This window comes from Shewanella sp. Koi 1 (assembly GCF_052907445.1).
The window spans coordinates 1,729,540-1,748,407 of sequence record NZ_JBREJM010000001.1 but is presented as its reverse complement, the minus strand read 5'-3'; the positions used below and the strand labels follow the sequence as shown (position 1 = coordinate 1,748,407).

11 protein-coding genes are annotated in these 18,868 nt (G+C 47.7%); 8 read left to right on the top strand and 3 right to left on the bottom strand.

Going from position 1 to position 18,868, the window contains the following annotated elements; translation table 11 throughout:
* The first annotated feature begins 278 nt into the window (after positions 1 to 278).
* Positions 279 to 875, top strand: coding sequence for a Yip1 family protein (locus ACUZ8J_RS07630; protein WP_011626606.1), 597 nt, complete (start codon positions 279 to 281; stop codon positions 873 to 875).
* Positions 876 to 1,072: 197 nt separating this feature from the next.
* Here ACUZ8J_RS07630 and glnS read toward each other — a convergent pair whose 3' ends face one another.
* The 3 genes from glnS to ACUZ8J_RS07615 all read right to left on the bottom strand — a co-directional run bounded on the left by glnS (position 1,073) and on the right by ACUZ8J_RS07615 (position 5,452).
* Positions 1,073 to 2,743 (bottom strand): glutamine--tRNA ligase, encoded by a 1,671-nt coding sequence (gene glnS / locus ACUZ8J_RS07625; RefSeq protein ID WP_249555796.1) that lies wholly within the window; start codon positions 2,741 to 2,743, stop codon positions 1,073 to 1,075.
* Between the two features lie 182 nt (positions 2,744 to 2,925).
* Positions 2,926 to 5,220, bottom strand: coding sequence for a Fe(2+) transporter permease subunit FeoB (feoB, locus tag ACUZ8J_RS07620; protein ID WP_446693504.1), 2,295 nt, complete (start codon positions 5,218 to 5,220; stop codon positions 2,926 to 2,928).
* The gene (locus ACUZ8J_RS07615; protein WP_011623257.1) at positions 5,213 to 5,452 is read right to left on the bottom strand and encodes a FeoA family protein; all 240 of its coding nucleotides are present in this window, start codon (positions 5,450 to 5,452) and stop codon (positions 5,213 to 5,215) included. The genes feoB and ACUZ8J_RS07615 overlap by 8 nt, the downstream gene beginning before the upstream one ends.
* Positions 5,453 to 5,878: 426 nt before the next feature.
* Here ACUZ8J_RS07615 and ACUZ8J_RS07610 point away from each other — a divergent pair, with 426 nt between their 5' ends.
* The 7 genes from ACUZ8J_RS07610 to ACUZ8J_RS07580 all read left to right on the top strand — a co-directional run bounded on the left by ACUZ8J_RS07610 (position 5,879) and on the right by ACUZ8J_RS07580 (position 18,815).
* Positions 5,879 to 6,844 carry a DmsE family decaheme c-type cytochrome gene (locus ACUZ8J_RS07610; protein ID WP_446693503.1) on the top strand — a complete coding sequence of 322 codons (966 nt, stop codon included), beginning with the start codon at positions 5,879 to 5,881 and terminating at the stop codon, positions 6,842 to 6,844.
* Between the two features lie 13 nt (positions 6,845 to 6,857).
* Positions 6,858 to 8,996, top strand: coding sequence for an MtrB/PioB family decaheme-associated outer membrane protein (locus ACUZ8J_RS07605; RefSeq protein WP_446693502.1), 2,139 nt, complete (start codon positions 6,858 to 6,860; stop codon positions 8,994 to 8,996).
* Positions 8,997 to 9,031: 35 nt separating this feature from the next.
* A complete protein-coding gene (locus ACUZ8J_RS07600) occupies positions 9,032 to 10,951 on the top strand; it encodes an OmcA/MtrC family decaheme c-type cytochrome (RefSeq protein WP_446693501.1) in 1,920 nt (639 codons plus the stop codon).
* Between the two features lie 246 nt (positions 10,952 to 11,197).
* Positions 11,198 to 13,372, top strand: a complete 2,175-nt coding sequence (locus ACUZ8J_RS07595; RefSeq protein ID WP_446693500.1) for an OmcA/MtrC family decaheme c-type cytochrome — start codon at positions 11,198 to 11,200, stop codon at positions 13,370 to 13,372.
* Between the two features lie 332 nt (positions 13,373 to 13,704).
* A complete protein-coding gene (locus tag ACUZ8J_RS07590) occupies positions 13,705 to 15,657 on the top strand; it encodes a multiheme c-type cytochrome (protein ID WP_446693499.1) in 1,953 nt (650 codons plus the stop codon).
* Between the two features lie 68 nt (positions 15,658 to 15,725).
* Positions 15,726 to 16,715 carry a decaheme c-type cytochrome MtrA gene (gene mtrA / locus ACUZ8J_RS07585; protein WP_011623263.1) on the top strand — a complete coding sequence of 330 codons (990 nt, stop codon included), beginning with the start codon at positions 15,726 to 15,728 and terminating at the stop codon, positions 16,713 to 16,715.
* 12 nt (positions 16,716 to 16,727) lie between these two features.
* Positions 16,728 to 18,815: an MtrB/PioB family decaheme-associated outer membrane protein gene (locus ACUZ8J_RS07580; RefSeq protein WP_446693498.1), complete on the top strand. Its 2,088-nt coding sequence runs from the start codon at positions 16,728 to 16,730 to the stop codon at positions 18,813 to 18,815.
* Positions 18,816 to 18,868 lie beyond the last annotated feature (53 nt).

The following is an 18,868-nucleotide window of genomic DNA, read 5'->3' as shown; positions in this document are numbered from 1 at the left end:
GGGATCACTCAAAATCAGTAAAAAATATCGTCATATTTTACGCGTAATTATCGACAAGCTATAGCTTTACACCGCAGTAAACTTGACTAGATGAACTTTTTGTTCAATAAATAATCTACACCTTAAGAACTGAGATCCTGATCACACCGCGTCTCAATTCGGAGTGTACGCAGTCGGGCGTTAAGGGATAGGAGAGCGTTTAACCCTGATTGTAGAGCTGTTGTCAGCTCGTCTGACGTTTGGCGAGCCATCATCAATGCTAAACAAGGATAATTATAATGATACTGAATCACTTAATGGGGTTATACACTCATCCAAAACAAGAGTGGCACGCGATTGAGAAGAATCACGAGGCACTCAAAAGTAGTTTAAGTCACGTTATTCTCATCGCACTCATTCCGGCTGTCTGTAGTTTTATCGCCACCGCATATATTGGTTGGAATCCGGGTTCGGGTGATCCGATTTATCTCACACCACAAAGCGCCATGTTTATGTCCGTCGGAATGTACTTTGGTCTGATTGCTGGTGTGTTTGCCCTCGCCTATTTAGCCTACTGGATGGCAAAAACCTTCGATGCCCAGCCTACCTTCACCCAAGCGTTAGAGCTCGCATCCTACACCGCAACGCCTCTATTTATGGTCGGTCTGGCGGCGCTCTACCCTGTGCTCTGGTTTATTATGATTGTTGGGTTGGTAGGATTGGCCTACTCGGTTTATCTGCTATACGCTGGTGTGCCCATCATTATGAATATCCCTGAAGAGAAAGGCTTTATTTACGCCAGCTCTATGGTCACTGCCGGTTTAGTGCTCTTGGTCGGTTTAATGGCCACCAGCGTTATCCTCTGGAGCATTGGCTTTGGTCCTATGTACCAATAAGGTATTAATCCGCACTCAGGCGCAAACGGCTTGAAATACAGATAGTGACAAATTGATAGTGGCAAATTGACGTGTTGAAAACGAAAAGTTGTAAAACAGAAAAGGCCCTTAGCTTGAAAACCCTAAGGGCCTTTTTATGCTTTACTGCAGTTGACTGTTAGTCAGTTGCGACAGAGATTATCGCGGCCAACAACTTGCTATTCAAACGAGTCACGCAGTGCAACCGTTAGGTTAAAGACTAAATGCTCGGCTGATGAGTCTTTATTGTCAGCACAGAAATAACCTTCACGCTCAAACTGATATGCTTTTTCCGCTGGCGCATTCACAAGACTGGCTTCAACTAAACCATTCACCACTTCAAGTGAGTTAGGATTAAGCACTTCATCCACTGTCTCTGCTGCTGCTGGATTTGGATCCGTGAACAAACGTTGGTATAAACGGAATTCAGCAGGTTTAGCCGTAGTCGCCTCCACCCAATGGATTACGCCTTTTACCTTGCGACCATCGGCAGGGTTTTTACCCAAGGTATCTGCATCGTAGCTACAGTAAACCGTGGTGATATTGCCGTCGCTGTCTTTGTCACAACGCTCAGCCTTAATCACATAAGCGTTACGCAGACGCACTTCTTTACCCATCACCAGACGTTTGTATTGCTTATTGGCTTCTTCTCTGAAATCCGCCACATCGATATACAGTTCACGGCCAAAGGCAAGTTCACGTGTGCCCATGCTTTCATCACTTGGGTGAGAAGCCGCTTGAATCGTCTCGATTTGACCTTCTGGGTAGTTCTCAATCACGACTTTTAATGGGCGCAGTACGGCCATCGCACGTGGCGCATGTTCGTTGAGCTCTTCACGGATGCAGGCATCGAGCATCGCCGCTTCAATCATGTTTTCTTGCTTAGTGATACCAATACGTTGGCAAAACTCGCGGATAGACGCCGGGGTATAACCACGACGACGCAGGCCAGCAATCGTTGGCATACGTGGGTCATCCCATCCAGAAACTAACTTACGTGTCACTAAGTCATTTAATTTACGCTTAGACATCAGCGTATATTCAAGATTTAAGCGAGAAAACTCGTACTGACGAGTACGGTTCGGCGCTTGGAAATCATCTAAATTGTCGAGAACCCAATCGTAAAGACGACGGTTGTCTTGGAACTCAAGCGTACATAACGAGTGAGTAATATGCTCCAGCGCATCCGAAATACAGTGAGTGAAGTCGTACATTGGGTAAATGCACCACTTGTCACCCGTTTGATGATGGTGAGCGAAACGAATACGGTAAATCACCGGATCGCGCATACACATGAAAGGCGATGCCATGTCGATTTTGGCACGCAATGCACACTCACCTTCTTTGAATTCACCCTTACGCATTTTTTCAAATAATTGCAGGTTTTCTTCAACGGAAGTATCACGGTACGGGCTGTTTTTACCCGGCTCTTTTAAGGTGCCGCGGTATTCACGGGTTTCATCGGCATTGAGGAAACACACATAGGCTAAGCCTTTGTTGATCAACTCAACAGCGTATTGGTGTAATTGGTCGAAATAGTTAGAGGAATAACGGACTTCACCATCCCACTGGAATCCCAACCAACGCACATCCGCCTGAATAGAATTCACATAATCGATGTCTTCTTTTTCAGGATTGGTATCATCAAAACGTAAATTACAAAGGCCTTGGTAATCGCGCGCGATGCCGAAGTTCAAACAGATAGACTTAGCATGACCTATATGCAAATAACCATTTGGCTCGGGAGGAAAACGCGTCTGCACACTGGTGTGCTTACCGCTTTTCAGATCCTCATCAATGATATTACGGATAAAGTTACTCGGACGTACTTCAGTGTCCACATGACTCATGGAATTCCTCTTTGCGAACAATGGCAATTTTAACAAAACCCGCATGATCCTACAGATCTCGGCCAGTTACAATGCCCAGTATAAAAAACTAGGGTTATGGCATGGATAGTAAAACAATAAAAGCAGCCATGAAAGCTGCTTTTACCTTTGTCATCACTAAGCTGACATTTATTACTCTACGATTACTCGGTAATAATCCTAATGCCAGGGATGATCTGTTGGGTTCTGCGCCCTTTACGTTTAAGCCACAGATAGAACACCACGAGCGCTCCGAGGAAGAAACCAATCCACAAACTCGATTGCACCGGATGCGCGCTAAAGGTCGCCGCTTGATAGGCAATAGTTGCACTGCCGTAGGCCAGTGAGAATGTCCAAGTTGCCGCAAACGTTGCCCAGCGGCTGCCAAACTCATGTACCAAGGCACCCATAGCAGCAACACACGGCGTATAGAGTAAGATAAACAGCAGATAAGAGAACGCAGCCACCGTAGTGGTAAAGCCTGACTGTAACGCACTAAAGGTTGACGTTGCTACACCTTGCGCCTCTGCGGCAACGTCGGTGCTGGACACATCACCCACAGATAACTTAAGCGGATCTTCCAAATCTAAACCGAACAAGTTTGCAGGAATCGTCGCTAGTGCTTCATTGAAACTATCGGCTAAGGGGGTTAATTCACCATCCTCAGGAGCCGCATTGGTATATAAGCTATTGAGAGTTCCAACCACGGCTTCTTTAGCGAAAATACCCGTAATAATACCCACAGTCGCAGGCCAGTTCTCTTGCTCAATACCCATCGGAGCAAAGATAGGTGTCACTTTTTGGCTCGCCACACTCAAAAGTGAGGCTTGGCTATCTTCATGGCCGAAGGTGCCATCGACGCCAATCGCGTTGATAAAGTTAAGCAGTGTCACCACAAGCACGATGGTTTTACCCGCACCAAGAATAAAGCTCTTCGTCCGCTTACCAGTACGTACCATCACGGCTTTAAATTTAGGCAGTTCATAGCTTGGCAGCTCCATCACCACCGCACTGCTCGTGCCCGGTAATAAGGTGCTACGCAGTAATAATCCTGTACCAATCGCCGCAAAAATCCCAATCACATACAGTAAAAACACCAGGTTTTGACCAGAGTCAGGGAAGAACGCCGCCGCAAATAGCGCATACACAGGTAAACGCGCACCGCAGGACATAAAGGGCGCCATCATACCTGTCACGATACGCTCACGCTCACTGCCTAAGGTACGGGTTGCCATAATGGCAGGAACCGAACAACCAAAGCCCACAATCATAGGTACGAAGGCTTTACCTGGTAGGCCAATACGGCGCATTAAGCCATCCACCACGAAGGCCGCGCGGGCCATATAGCCTGAGCTTTCAAGGATAGATAAACCGAGAAATAGCGCTGCGATAACCGGAATAAAAGTAGAAACAGTTTGAATACCTTGACCGACACCACCCGCGAGAATCGTTACAAGCCATGCCGGCGCGCCCATATTGCCAAGGAATGCACCAAAATGATCGACCAGCAATGCCCCAACAAACACATCGAAGAAATCGATAAACGCACTGCCGATGTTGATGCTGAACATAAACATCAAATACATGACAAATAAGAACACCGGAATGCCAAGCACGGGATGTAAGACTAATTTATCGAGTTTATCGCTCAGCGTGAGGAAACCATCGGTCTTAACGGAACCTTGAAACACACGTTCAACAAAGTTAAAACGCGTCGTAGCGACCATCACTTCGATGTCATGCCCTTGCTGCGCAATTTGCTCGGTGCAAGTGCTAACTTCATCCTGTAGCTCAGCATTTTTGCAGCTGCCACAACCAGAACCGTTACCCAGCATCGCTAAAGCGCGGCCACGGCTTAAGTTGGGGTCTTTACTGCAAAGGAGTTGCACGCCCGCTTCAATCTGTTCGTCGTAATCGAGTAGTAGAGGCGCTTCGGATACGCGGCCTTGGAGTAAGTCCAATACCTGCGCTTGCACTTTGGCCACATCGGCAGGGTCGCGAGAACACACGCCAATCACAGGGCAACCTAACTCTTGGCTCATTTTCTTTAAATCGACACGGATCCCACGCTTGATAGCCGCATCGATTTTATTCAATACCACTACCATAGGGATCGACAGCTCACGAAGCTGTGCCGTCAAATAGAGGTGACGCTCAATATTGGTCGCATCGACTAAGTTAATGATGCCATCGACACGTTGTTCGGCGAGATACTGCTGAGCAATCTGCTCATCAAGGGAACAATCACAACTGTTACCCGCGGGGAGTAAATCGTAAATGCCAGGTAAGTCGGTTAAGTAAACGTCGGCGCCATTAAGGGTAAAATGACCGGTTTTTTTCTCAACGGTCACACCGGACCAGTTGCCCACTTGCTGATTCGCGCCGGTTAGCGCGTTAAAGAGTGTTGATTTTCCCGCGTTTGGGTTACCAACAGTGACGCAATGAAACTGCTTAGTCATTCGCCTTTTCCACCTCTATGATGTCTGCCAGGTCTCTGCGCATACAAAGCTTACTGCCACGAATATCCAACTCTAAACCAGAGCCCATAGGCGCTCTGCGGATCAACGAAAATCGTGTATTTGGGGTGATGCCCATGGATAATAATTTACGCTTCACTGTCTGCGGCAGATCTAAACGCCCGATTTCAGAAATAATGCCACGGTCACCGGGACTGAGTTCGCTTAACTTCATTACCTATTTCACCTTGTAACAGCTTCAGCTTGAAAAACTGCGCCCATTGTAACTGAGCGATGGCTCTAATAACTTTACCTAGATCAAGCTTTATGACTGGTAACGATAATAGTTTTCAATTGTGTTGAGTATTATGTGACAAAAATCTCAATGAATAAACGCCTGACCAAAAATAAAAATCCCCATAAAGGCACATCACTCTTCGCAAGTTAGAGTAAAAGTCAATGAGCTGTAAACGAGTGCCCCACAAACCAAAGTGAGAACAAGATCACACTTTGTTATTTATCACTAACAAAATCATCCTTCTTTACTGTCAATGACCACAAAAATGTTACGCGATTGTCGCAAATTTGTTCTAGTATTAATCAGCTAAATTAGTGATGTCGAAAGCTTGAAAAATAACAAATAAAACGCACTCGGGAATAGATGAACATGGATATTGGGTTAAAGTTCAAAAGCATAACTCAGGTTATGCTTGTTGTGATGTTATCGATACTCAGCCTTTCAACGTTAGCGACACCTTGGGATGACAAGCCACCTGAGGAGGTCGTCGCGACTTTGGACAAAAAATTTGCCGAAGGTAAGTACTCGGCCAAAGGGGCTGACACTTGCCTAATGTGCCATAAAAAAAGTGCCACTGTGATGGCCATTTTTGATGGTGTACATGGTAATCCTAATGTCAAAGATTCCCCCATGGCCGACTTACAGTGTGAAGCTTGCCACGGCCCACTCGGTAATCATAACAAGGGCGGCAAAGAGCCGATGATCACCTTCGGCCAGAATTCCCCCGTTCCCGCGCAAAAACAAAACAGTGTCTGCATGAGTTGCCATAACGACGATCAACGCATCGCGTGGAAAGGCAATCACCATGACAATGCCGATATTCCCTGCAGTAGCTGTCACCAAGTACACCTAGCAAAAGACCCTATTAGCGACAAAGCCAACGAAGTGGCGATTTGCACCCAATGCCACACTCAACAAAAAGCGGATATGCACAAACGCTCATCCCATCCATTGCAATGGCAACAAATGGTCTGTAGCGATTGCCACAATCCCCATGGCAGTTTAAATGACGCCAGTCTGAAACAAATGAGCGTCAACGAAAACTGTTACAGCTGCCACGCTGAAAAACGCGGTCCAAAATTGTGGGAACATGCGCCAGTCACCGACAATTGCGCGAACTGCCATAACCCCCATGGCAGCGTCAACGAATCCATGCTTATTAGCAAACCGCCACAGTTATGCCAACAGTGCCACGCCTCCGATGGCCACAGCAGTAATGCTTACTTTGGTAATCAAACTAATGCCTTCACCTCGGGTAATTCCTGTATGAATTGCCATGGACAAGTGCATGGTTCAAACCATCCATCCGGCAAGTTGCTCCAGAGATAACAAGGGAATGATCATGCAAATAATGAACATATCGACTCCTAAAGCTTGTTTCTCACTCACATTACTGGCTTGGGCGATTAGTGGCGTACTCAACACAGCCCATGCAGAAGGATATGAAATCCAAAAAGCGAATCGCAGTGGCGTAAAAAGTGAGGCATGGAGCTGCAAGCAATGCCAGCCCAAAACAGGGCGCCAAGGCAACGTCAGCGCCACCCTCGCCTACAATGACGGTGAAGACAGCCGTTTTGGTAATCGCACTGGCACGGATAAAGATGGCATGGTCGGTGCCGTGGGCGCCGATATGCAATATCAGGCAGAGAGTGGTTACCAAACCCGGCTAGAGGCCGATAAATTGGGATTTGACACGGGCTCAGCCAAGCTCACCACAGGCCAACCCGGGCACTATCAAATCCAATTGGGTTATAAAGGTCTCGCCAATTATCAATACAATCAGCTAAAAAGCCCTTATCTCACCGATAACGATAAGATGCTCTTGCCTGATAATTGGGTAGAGGGAGCTACGACCCAATCGATGCCGTTACTGCAATCGAGTTTAATCGAGCAGGACTTAAGCATTACGCGGGATAGATTCAACCTCGGCGGCTACTATGCTGGCCATATCTCATCGAGCAGCCGCTACAAAGCCTCGGTAAACTACCAACATGAAAACCGCAGTGGTGCGAAAAAGACCAGCGCAAATATTCTCACTAACAGTGTGATGTTGGCGCAGCCAATCGATGACAGCACAGATGAAATCGATGCCAGAGTCTATTTTGGCGGCGCAGGCTGGCAAGCAGGCATTAACAGCCAGATAAGCCAATACAAGAATGACCATCAGGCACTGCTATGGCAATCGGCCTATACGCCCACATTTGGTGCGGCCTACTTTGGGCAAAATGCCGTCGACCCAGATAACAAGGCCTATCGGATCGCAGCCGAGGCCAGTGGTGGCCAAAATGGCCATAACATCCTTATGCACGCGGGTATCAGCAAAATGTCACAGGATGAGGCTTTTCTTCCCGCGACCATTAATGGCCCCTCCCCTGTACTGCCAACCGATAATTTAGATGCCCAAGTGGACATCCTAGATATGGTGCTTAAGTATTCAGGACGCATCACACAGGATTTGAGTGTTCAAGCCAGTTATAACTATCAAGACAGGGAAAACAAAACGGCTCAACTGGATTTCCCACAGGTCGTGACCGACAGCTTTCATCAAGGCGCAGAACAAAATCGCCTCTACGATAAACGCAGCAAACAATTCGACCTTAAAGGAAAATACCGCTTAACCCCGTCGGCCTATGCTGAGGCGGGATATAGTCGTGATGAAGTCATCTATTCTGAACTAGACAGGCAATCCGTTGACGAATCAGGGCTGTTTGCCAAACTCAGCTACCGTTATTCGCCCGCTTGGTCTGCTTGGTTAAAGGGAGAAGCGTTAGAACGCAATGGCAGTGAATACAATCCTGTGACCAGCACCCAAAGTCCAAGCAACCCTTGGCTGCGTAAATCCTATCTCGCGGACAGAAAACGTCAAAAAATCACCCTACACACAGATTATCAAAGTGATATTGGCTTATCTGTTGGGGCGAGTTTACACAGCATCGACGATGATTATGACCATACCTTGGTCGGGCTCACCCAAGTCTCTTACCTTGGCTATGACGTCTCCACACAATATTTGATTAGCGATAATTTAAGTGTTAATGCCTATCTCAACCAAGACTGGCGCGATTCCGATCAGGCCGGAAGCAATCGTTTCTCAACCCCAGATTGGTACAGCACATCTGAAGATAAATCGACCCTGATCGGCGCGGGTATCGCCTATCAAAACCTGTTGGATAATCGTTTAGATCTTGGCTTGGACTACAGCTACTCCGATGGCCAAAGCGACACCGAAGTCACCTACGGTATCAACAGTCCCTACGGCGACTATTACAGTCGTAAGCACAATATTAACGCCTACGCCAAATATAAGCTGGCCGACAGTATGTCGTTACGCTTCGATTGGTTGTTCGAGAAATATCAAGATGCAAACTGGCAAAACCAAAACACCACTTGGGACACAGTCCCCAATGTGCTCAGTTTTGGCGATATCAGCCACGACTACAATGCTCATTACTTAGGTTTGACCTTAAGCTACCAAATGTAACTTAGGCACTGACAGCGTATTCCAAGGATAGAAATATGAACAAGTTTGCAAGATTTAGCACACAATTCAGTCTGTTGCTGGCCTTAACCACCCTACTTACCGCCTGTGGTGGCAGTGACGGTAACGATGGCTCACCCGGTGAGCCAGGTAAACCACCCGCGATGACGATCACTAGCCTAAACATCATGGTCGATAAAGTCGCCGTGACCGACGGCATTGCTCAAGTCGATTATCAGGTGAGCAACCAAGATGATGAAGCCGTAGTCGGTATTCCCTCGGCCACCTTCATTGCAGCGCAATTACTGCCTCAGGGTGCGACAGGTGCGGGTAATAGCAGTGAGTGGCAACATTTTACCTCTGAAACGTGCGCCGCTTCTTGCCCTGGCACGTTTGTCGACCATAAAAACGGCCATTACAGTTATCGTTTTAGTACCGCATTTAATGGCATGAATGGTGTGACATTCCTTAACGATGCCACCCAGCGAGTCGTCATCAAACTGGGCGGCGATGCACTAGCCGATGGCACGGCGCTCCCTATTACCAATCAACACTACGATTGGCAAACCTCGGGTAATGCCCTCGCTTACACCCGTAACTTAATCACTATTGAAACCTGTAATAGCTGTCACAGTAATTTGGCTTTCCATGGTGGCCGTTACAACCAAGTTGAAACCTGCGTAACTTGCCATAACAGTAAAAAAGTCAGTGATCCTGCGGATATTTTCCCGCAAATGATCCACAGCAAACACTTAGCGGGTTTCCCTCAATCCATCAGTAATTGCCAGACTTGCCACGTTGATAATCCTGATTTAGCCGAAGCTCAAAACTGGCATAGAGTCCCCACCATGGAAGCCTGTGGTGCCTGCCATACCCAAATTAACTTCCCTGCGGGCCAAGGCCATCCTGCGCAAGCAGATAATAGCAATTGCGTTGCCTGCCATAATGCCGATTGGACCGCCAGCGTACACGGTAATGAAGACCAAACAGCCGCGTTAGCCCAGTTTAGTCCGAGCATCAGCAGCGCAAGCATGGATGCCAATGGCACAGTGACAGTTGCCGTGACGCTAAACAATCCATCAACTGGCACTGTATACAGTGATAGTGCAGATAAGCTCAAATTTATCAGTGACCTAAGGGTCTATGCTAACTGGGGAACCAGTTTCGATTACAGTACCCGCTCCGCGCGCTCTATTCGTCTCCCTGAGTCCACACCGGTCTCTGGCAGCAACGGCACTTACACTTATACCATTTCGGGTCTCACGATTCCGGCAGGAACTGAATCGGACCACGGCGGCTTAGCGATTCAAGGCCGAGTTTGCGCCAAAGATAAAGTATTAGTGGATTGCAGCACTGAACTTGCCGAAGTTCTGGTTATCAAGGCAAGCCATAGTTACTTTAATATGTCAGCCTTAAGTACCACCGGCAGACGTGAAGTCATTAGCAATGCCAACTGTGCTAGCTGCCACGGCGATCAACAACTGAATATTCATGGCGCACGCAACGATTTAGCGGGCCAATGCCAACTTTGCCACAACCCGAATATGCAGGCCGATGCGACAGCGGCAAATCCCTCCATTACCTCCTTTGACTTTAAGCAGTTAATCCATGGGATCCATACCAGCCAATTTGCTGGTTTTGAAGACCTCAACTACCCAGGCAAAATCGGTAATTGTGCTCAATGCCATATCAAAGATGCTGCGGGAGTTTCAACGGTTGCCCTGCCCTTAAACGCAGCAGTTCAACCACTTGCACTGAACAACGGTACCTTTACCAGCCCAATAGCTGCGGTGTGCAGTAACTGTCACTCAAGTGATACCACCCGCAACCATATGATGCAGCAAGGCGCGGTATTTGCGGGAACAAAAGCCGACGCCACCGCAGTCACAGAAACCTGTGCTTTCTGCCACGGACAAGGCGCTGTCGCCGACGTTTTAAAAGTGCACCCTATTAAATAACCCTATGATGCAGGCCGAAAAGGCCTGCTACTGCAAATATAAAAGGAACTCATACTATGCAGTCATCTACCCCTAAAGAAATAGTCAGATCTCAATCACATTACCCGCTTAAAGTGACTGATAAATACCAATGACTTAGTTAGCCTTACAGGTGGGATCTAATTCCACACATTAAATGCGGTTAATGAGATTTATTCTTATTTGCTAAGCGCTTAATGATGATTAAAACTATTGCAGGGAAATATCATGATGAAACGGTTCAATTTCAATACCGCAACAAAAGCGATGTTGGGTGCCGGTTTACTTTCACTTCTTCTCACTGGTTGTGGTGGCAGTGATGGTAAAGATGGTGAAGACGGTAAACCAGGCGTTGTTGGTGTTAATATCGACTCAACCTCAACGTTAAAAGCGAAATTCACAAATGCCACTGTTGATGCTGGCAAAGTCACCGTTGATTTTACATTGGAAAATGCCAATGGTGTGGCCGTACTCGGCTTAACGAAAGATCACGATTTACGATTCGGTATTGCTCAGCTCACCCATGTGACTGAAGCAACGGACGATCCAGCTAAACCAGCGGATCGCGGCTATCAATGGCAAGCCTATATCAATGCCAAAAAAGAGCCTGGTACAGTTCCATCAGGTGTCGATAACCTAAATCCATCGGCCCAATACCAAGCCAACGTGGAAGCGGCAAATAAATGCGACACTTGCTTAGTTGACCACGGTGACGGTAGCTATAGCTACACCTATCAGGCCAACATTGCCAATGTAACTGAGCCACTCACAGTCACTTACAGTGCCGATGCGACTCAACGCGCCACAATGGAGCTGGATTTACCACAGGTTGTGGCCAACGCCCATTTCGATTGGCAACCGTCTACAGGTAAGACTGAAGGTATTCAAACCCGCAATGTGGTTTCTATCCAAGCCTGTTATACCTGTCACCAACCAGAAAGCTTAGAGCTGCATGGTGGTCGTCGTATTGATCTTGAAAACTGTGCCTCTTGCCATACTGCAACTTCTGGCGACCCAGAATCAGGCAATAGCATTGAATTCACTTACATGATCCACGCTATCCACAAAGGTGGTGAGCGTCATACCTTCGATGAGACAGGTGCAGAAGTTCCAGCGCCTTACAAGATTGTCGGTTACGGTGGTTCATTACACGACTACGGTAAAGTAGGCTTCCCATTGAAACCTGCCGCCGATTGCTCTGCATGTCACGTTGAAGGTGCGGGAGCGCCTGCGAATGCCGACCTCTTCAAAGCCGATTTAAGCAATCAAGCTTGTATTGCTTGTCATACCGAAAAACCATCTTCACACCACAGCAGCACAGATTGTATGTCTTGCCACAATGCGACCGAACCATACGGCGGTACTGGCAGCGCGGCTAGGCGTCATGGTGATGTACTGAAAGCCTATTCTGATACTCAAGCAATGGGCATCAAGTTCAGCAATGTGGGTGTGAATGACACAGGTAAGATTACCTTTGATGTTCAAGTGGTTGATAAAGATGGCAACGCTATCGATAAAGCACTTGTAAACCAAGGCTCACGCGTTGTAGTGGCATGGGATTCTGATAAAGATTACCCAAGCTATGCTGATGCCTCTTACAGCAACCGTCGTATCGCACTGAGTGAAGGCACTTACAACGAAGCGACCAAAACCTATACGTTAACTGGCACTAAGTTCAACCTGCCAGCGGATGCTAACGGTAAGACCTTTGAACTCTGGTCAACATTAGAAGTGTGTTTCAACAATGGTGGTTACGGTGTTGCCGAAATCGTTCCAACCGATTGTAGTGTAGCGAACGTGCGTAAAGTGCCAGTGAAAGAAGCCCCTTACCACTTCGTTTGGAAAGACACTGGTGTAGATAGCGCAGCAACAGCTAAGACACGTCGTGAAATCATCGACCCAACTAAGTGCCAAGGCTGTCACAATCAAGAAATCCACCACTATGACAACGGCGTAAACTGCCAAACTTGTCATACATCGGATAAGACCCTAAAGTCAGATACAGCCTATCCAGGCGGCAAGATCCCAACCAGCTTTGCTTGGAAAGCGCACGAACGTGAAGGCCATTACCTCAAGTATGCGGGCGTTCAATCAGGTACTGTACTTAAGACCGATTGTTCAACCTGTCACACTGATAAAGGTATCACCCTAGGACGTGCTCCTGAGCGTGTATGGCGCTATGGCGACATCACCAACGGTGGCGCTGATATTTGGGTATCTTCAGATGCGGGTGCATGTTTAAGCTGTCACCAGAAGTATCTGTCTGATGCGGCTAAGTCTCACATTGAAGCTAACGGCGGTATCTTAAATGGTACCAGTGCTGCGGATGTTCAAACCCGTGCGTCTGAAAGCTGTGCAACTTGCCATACTCCAACTCAGTTACGCGAAGCACACGGTAACTAAGTAAACCACCTCTTTAGCGATTAAAGAGACTGGACAAAAAGAGAGAGGTAACCCCTCTCTCTTTTTTATTTTCCACCTCACTATCTGCCGTTTTTTTGATCTAAATTTGTTTTTCCCCTGTGGTTTAACTACCTCTTTAGAAATAGAAAGATCCAAGTCACACATTAGCAAAGGCCTTGAAGATTTTAGGGGCATGTTAGGTTAGCCTTTCCTTGGGGAATTCTATTTCCAGCATCCACTTAAGTCGCCTTCGAGACCAAAGCACAGACAAAGAATCTGTCGGGCGAAGAAGACAAGCGCTTAAGTAATGCCAAACCTATGCAGGGAAAAAAATGATGAACGCACAAAAATCAAAAATCGCACTGCTGCTCGCAGCAAGTGCTGTCACTGTGGCCTTAACCGGCTGTGGTGGAAGTGATGGTAACGATGGTAAACCCGGTGAACCCGGTGGCGAGCCAGCTCCAGCCATTCAAAAACTCAATTTTACATTCAACAAATCAGTAGTGACTAACGGTATCCCAAGTGTGGAATTCACCGTCACTAACGAAGACGATTTACCCGTTGTTGGTCTGCAGAAAATGCGCTTTGCTGCAGCTCAGCTGATTCCACAGGGTGCAACAGGTGCCGGTAATGCCTCTCAGTGGCAATACTTCGGTGATGAGACCTGTGATGTGGCATCTACTTGTCCCGGTACCTTCTTGGACATGAAGAACGGCCACTACAGCTACACCTTCAAGATGAACCTTAGCGCCAACGCTAAGATCACCTACAACGATCAGTTAGCGCAACGTGTTCTGATCCGAGCTTACAACACGCCATTACCAGATGGCACACAAGTCCCTAATAGCAACGCTTATGTTGATTTTACCGCTGACACAGGTGCAACACCGGGTTACAGCCGCAAAGTCGTCGCCACAGAAAGCTGTAATGCTTGTCACCAAGACTTAGCCAATGTGAAACACGGCGGCGCTTACTCAGATGTGAACTACTGCGCGACTTGCCACACTTCTGGCAAAGTGGGTGTAGGTAAAGAATTTAACGTGTTAGTCCACGCTAAACATAAAGACCTCACCTTAGGTTCGTTAGAAAGCTGCCAAAGCTGTCACGTTGAAACCGAAGCCGCACCTGATTGGGGCAACTGGTCACGTATTCCAACCGCCGCAACCTGTGGTAGCTGCCATACTGCCGTTGATTTTGCCGCAGGCAAAGGCCACTCTCAGCAGTTAGATAACTCTAACTGTATCGCTTGTCACAACAGCAATTGGACCGCCGAGTTACACACAGGCAAAACCGCTGAGAAGAAAGCTGTCATGGCTCAGTTAGGTATGTCTGCAACACTCGCGGGTCAAGAAGACAATACTGCGGTATTAACCGTATCTATCTTAGATAAAGACGGTAATGCCATCGATGCTGCAAGCGTACAAGATAAGATCAAACGTTTAGAAACGATCACGAACGTCGGTCCTAACTTCCCAATCATGGGCTACAACAAGAGCCCAGGTAGCGGTGCTGCGAAGATAGCCAAAGACCTCGTTAAAGATGGTGCACTGCAAGATGGTGTGACCTTAGTTGACGGTAAACTGGTATTTACTACCCCTGCACTGCCATTTGGTGCTGGCGATACTGATACCGCCTTTACCTTTATCGGTCTGGAAATGTGTAACACTGGCACCACGCTGACGGCTTGTACTGCTGATAGCACAACCACCAGCATGAAAGCCGACTTAGTCTTCGGTACTAAATCAGGCAATGCACCTAGCATGCGCCATGTGAACTCAGTGAACTTCAGCACTTGTCAAAACTGTCACAGTGATACCTTCGAGCTACACAAAGGTCACCACTCAGGCTTTGTGATGACAGAACAAGTTTCACATGCCAAAGACGCCAACGGTAAGCCAATCGTCGGTGTGGATGCCTGTGTGGCCTGTCATACCCCTGATGGTACCTATGCAAGCGGTGCCAAGAAAGGTGGTTTCGAAATGAAACTGCACGTAGTTCACGGTGAGCAAGGCGTTATCAAAGAATGTACTCAGTGCCACAACGACTTCAACTTAGACGCGTTCAAAGTGAAGGGTGCACTGGCCACTTCTGCCGGTAAATACACCACCCCAATCACAGCAACTTGTACTTCATGCCACGCGCCAGAATCTATTGGTCACGGCTTAGAAAATATGGGTGCGATTGTGAACGGTGATTATACTCAAGCCAACCAAGCGGCACAGTCAGAAACCTGTTTCTACTGCCATACCCCAACAGTTGCAGATCACACTCAAGTGAAAATGTAATTTGCCCAAGCAGGGGGAGTTCGCTCCCCCTTTCTTGAATTTTGTTGGGACAAATTGGGAAGCCTATTATGAAGAACAGCCACAAAATGAAAAACCTACTGCCGGCATTGATGATGTCAGCGGTCATGGCATTTGCCATCGCACCGAGTGCTCACGCCTCCAAGTGGGATGAAAAAATGACGCCAGAGCAAGTCGAAGCGACCTTAGATAAGAAGTTTGCCGAAGGCAACTACTCACCAAAAGGCGCCGACTCTTGCTTGATGTGCCATAAAAAATCCGAAAAAGTGATGGACCTTTTCAAAGGTGTCCACGGCGCCATTGACTCCACTAAGAGCCCAATGGCTGGCCTACAATGTGAGGCTTGCCACGGACCTATGGGTCAACACAACAAGGGCGGCAACGAGCCGATGATCACTTTTGGTAAGCAATCGACCTTAAGTGCCGACAAGCAAAACAGCGTATGTATGAGCTGTCACCAAGACGATAAGCGTATGTCTTGGAATGGCGGTCACCATGACAATGCCGATGTTGCTTGTGCCTCGTGCCACCAAGTACACGTCGCGAAAGACCCTGTGTTATCTAAAAACACTGAGATGGACGTCTGTACAAGCTGCCACACTAAGCAAAAAGCGGATATGAACAAACGCTCAAGTCACCCACTCAAATGGGCACAAATGACCTGTAGCGACTGTCACAATCCCCATGGGAGCATGACAGATTCTGACCTGAACAAGCCAAGCATTAACGAAACTTGTTATTCCTGTCACGCCGAGAAGCGCGGCCCAAAACTCTGGGAGCATGCACCCGTTACTGAAAACTGTGTCACTTGTCATAATCCCCATGGCAGCGTGAACGATGCCATGCTGAAAACCCGTGCGCCGCAGCTGTGTCAGCAATGTCACGCCAGCGATGGCCACGCCAGCAATGCCTACTTAGGTAACACTGGTTTAGGTTCAAATGTCGGTGACAATGCCTTTACGGGTGGAAGAAGCTGCTTAAATTGCCATAGTCAGGTCCATGGTTCTAACCATCCATCTGGCAAGCTATTACAGCGCTAAGGAGACGAGAAGATGAAATTCAAACTCAATTTGATCACTCTAGCGTTATTAGCCAACACAGGCTTCGCCGTAGCTGCCGATGGTTATGGCCTCGCCAATGCCAATACCGACAAAGTGAAATTCGCCGCATGGAGCTGTAAAGGCTGCGTGGTTGAAACGGGCGTATCTGGCACTGTCGGTGTCAGCGTAGGTTACAATGGCGAAGAGGACATTCGCTCTGCCAATGCCTTTGGTTCTAAAAACGAAGTTGCGGGTAAGTTCGATGCAGACCTTGCCTACCGTGGTGAAAAAGGTTACCGCGCCAGTGTTGAAGCCTATCAGCTGGGAATGGACGGCGGACGTTTAGATGTAAATGCGGGCAAACAAGGCCAGTACAATATCAATCTGAACTACCGCCAAATTGCCACCTACGATAGCAATAGTGCCCTCTCGCCCTATTCTGGTATCGGCGGCAATAACCTGACCTTACCCGATAACTGGGTCACTGCAGGTTCGAGCAGCCAAATGCCACTGTTGATGGACAGCCTCAACAGCCTCGAGTTATCACTGAAACGTGAACGCGCGGGCCTTGGGTTCGAATATCAGGGTGAATCGCTGTGGAGCACCTATGTGAACTACATGCGTGAAGAAAAAACCGGTTTAAAACAAACCTCTGGTAGCTTCTTCAACCAATCTATGATGTTGGCAGAACCCGTGGATTACACCACTGACACCATAGAAGCGGGCGTGAAACTCAAAGGCGATCGTTGGTTCACTGCGCTCAGTTACAATGGTTCAATTTTCAAAAATGAATACAACCAGCTGAACTTTGACAGTGCCTTCAACCCCACCTTTGGTGCGCAAACGACTGGTGCCATTGCACTCGATCCTGATAACCAGTCACACACAGTGTCGCTGATGGGTCAGTATAACGATGGCAGTAACTCACTGTCTGGCCGTATTTTAACCGGACAAATGAGCCAAGATCAGTCACTGGTGACCTCTGGTTACGGTTATCAACTGCCAACGGATGCGGTAGACGCCAAAGTCGATCTGCTGGGCATGAACCTCAAAGTCGTGAGCAAGGTCAGCAACTCCCTTCGCTTGACCGGTAGTTACGATTATTACGATCGTGACAACAATACCCCAATCGAAGAGTGGACTCAGATCAGCATTAACAATGTCAGTGGTAAGGTGGCCTATAACACCCCTTACGATAACCGCACACAGCGCTTTAAAGTGGCGGCGGATTATCGTATTACCCACGGCATTAAGCTCGATGGTGGTTATGACTTCAAGCGTGACGAACGTGAATATCAAGACCGTGAAAGCACAGATGAAAACACCGTTTGGGCCCGTTTGCGCGTCAATAGTTTCGACATGTGGGACATGTGGGTAAAAGGCAGTTACGGCAACCGTGACGGCTCACAATACCAAGCGTCTGAATGGACCTCTTCTGAAACCAACAGCCTGTTACGTAAGTACAATCTGGCTGACCGTGACAGAACCCAAATCGAAGCACGCATCACTCACACGCCACTCGAAAGCCTGACCATAGACTTCGGTGCCCGTTATGCGCTGGATGATTATACCGATACTGTGATTGGCTTAACTGAGTCAAAAGACACCAGTTACGATGCCAATATCAGCTATATGATCACCGCTGACTTACTGGCAACGGCCTTCTACAACCACCAAACCATAGAATCAGAACAAGCGGGTAGCAGCAATTACAGCAACCCAACTTGGACTGGCTTTATTGAAGACAAAGTGGATGTGGTTGGCGCAGGCATCAGCTACAACAATCTGCTGGAGAACAAGTTACGCCTAGGTCTGGATTACACTTACTCAGACTCCGACAGTAACACTCAAGTCAGACAAGGTATCACCGGCGACTATGGCGACTATTTTGCCAAAGTCCATAACATTAACTTATATGCTCAATATCAAGCGACCGAGAAACTCGCGCTACGCTTCGATTACAAAATTGAGAACTATAAGGACAATGACGCAGCTAACGATATCGCCGTTGATGGCATTTGGAACGTCGTAGGCTTTGGCAGCAACAGCCATGACTACACTGCACAAATGCTGATGTTGAGCATGAGTTACAAGCTCTAATCTGCGTTTATTGATAATCAAAAGCCCGCACTGCGGGCTTTTTTATTGCCAAC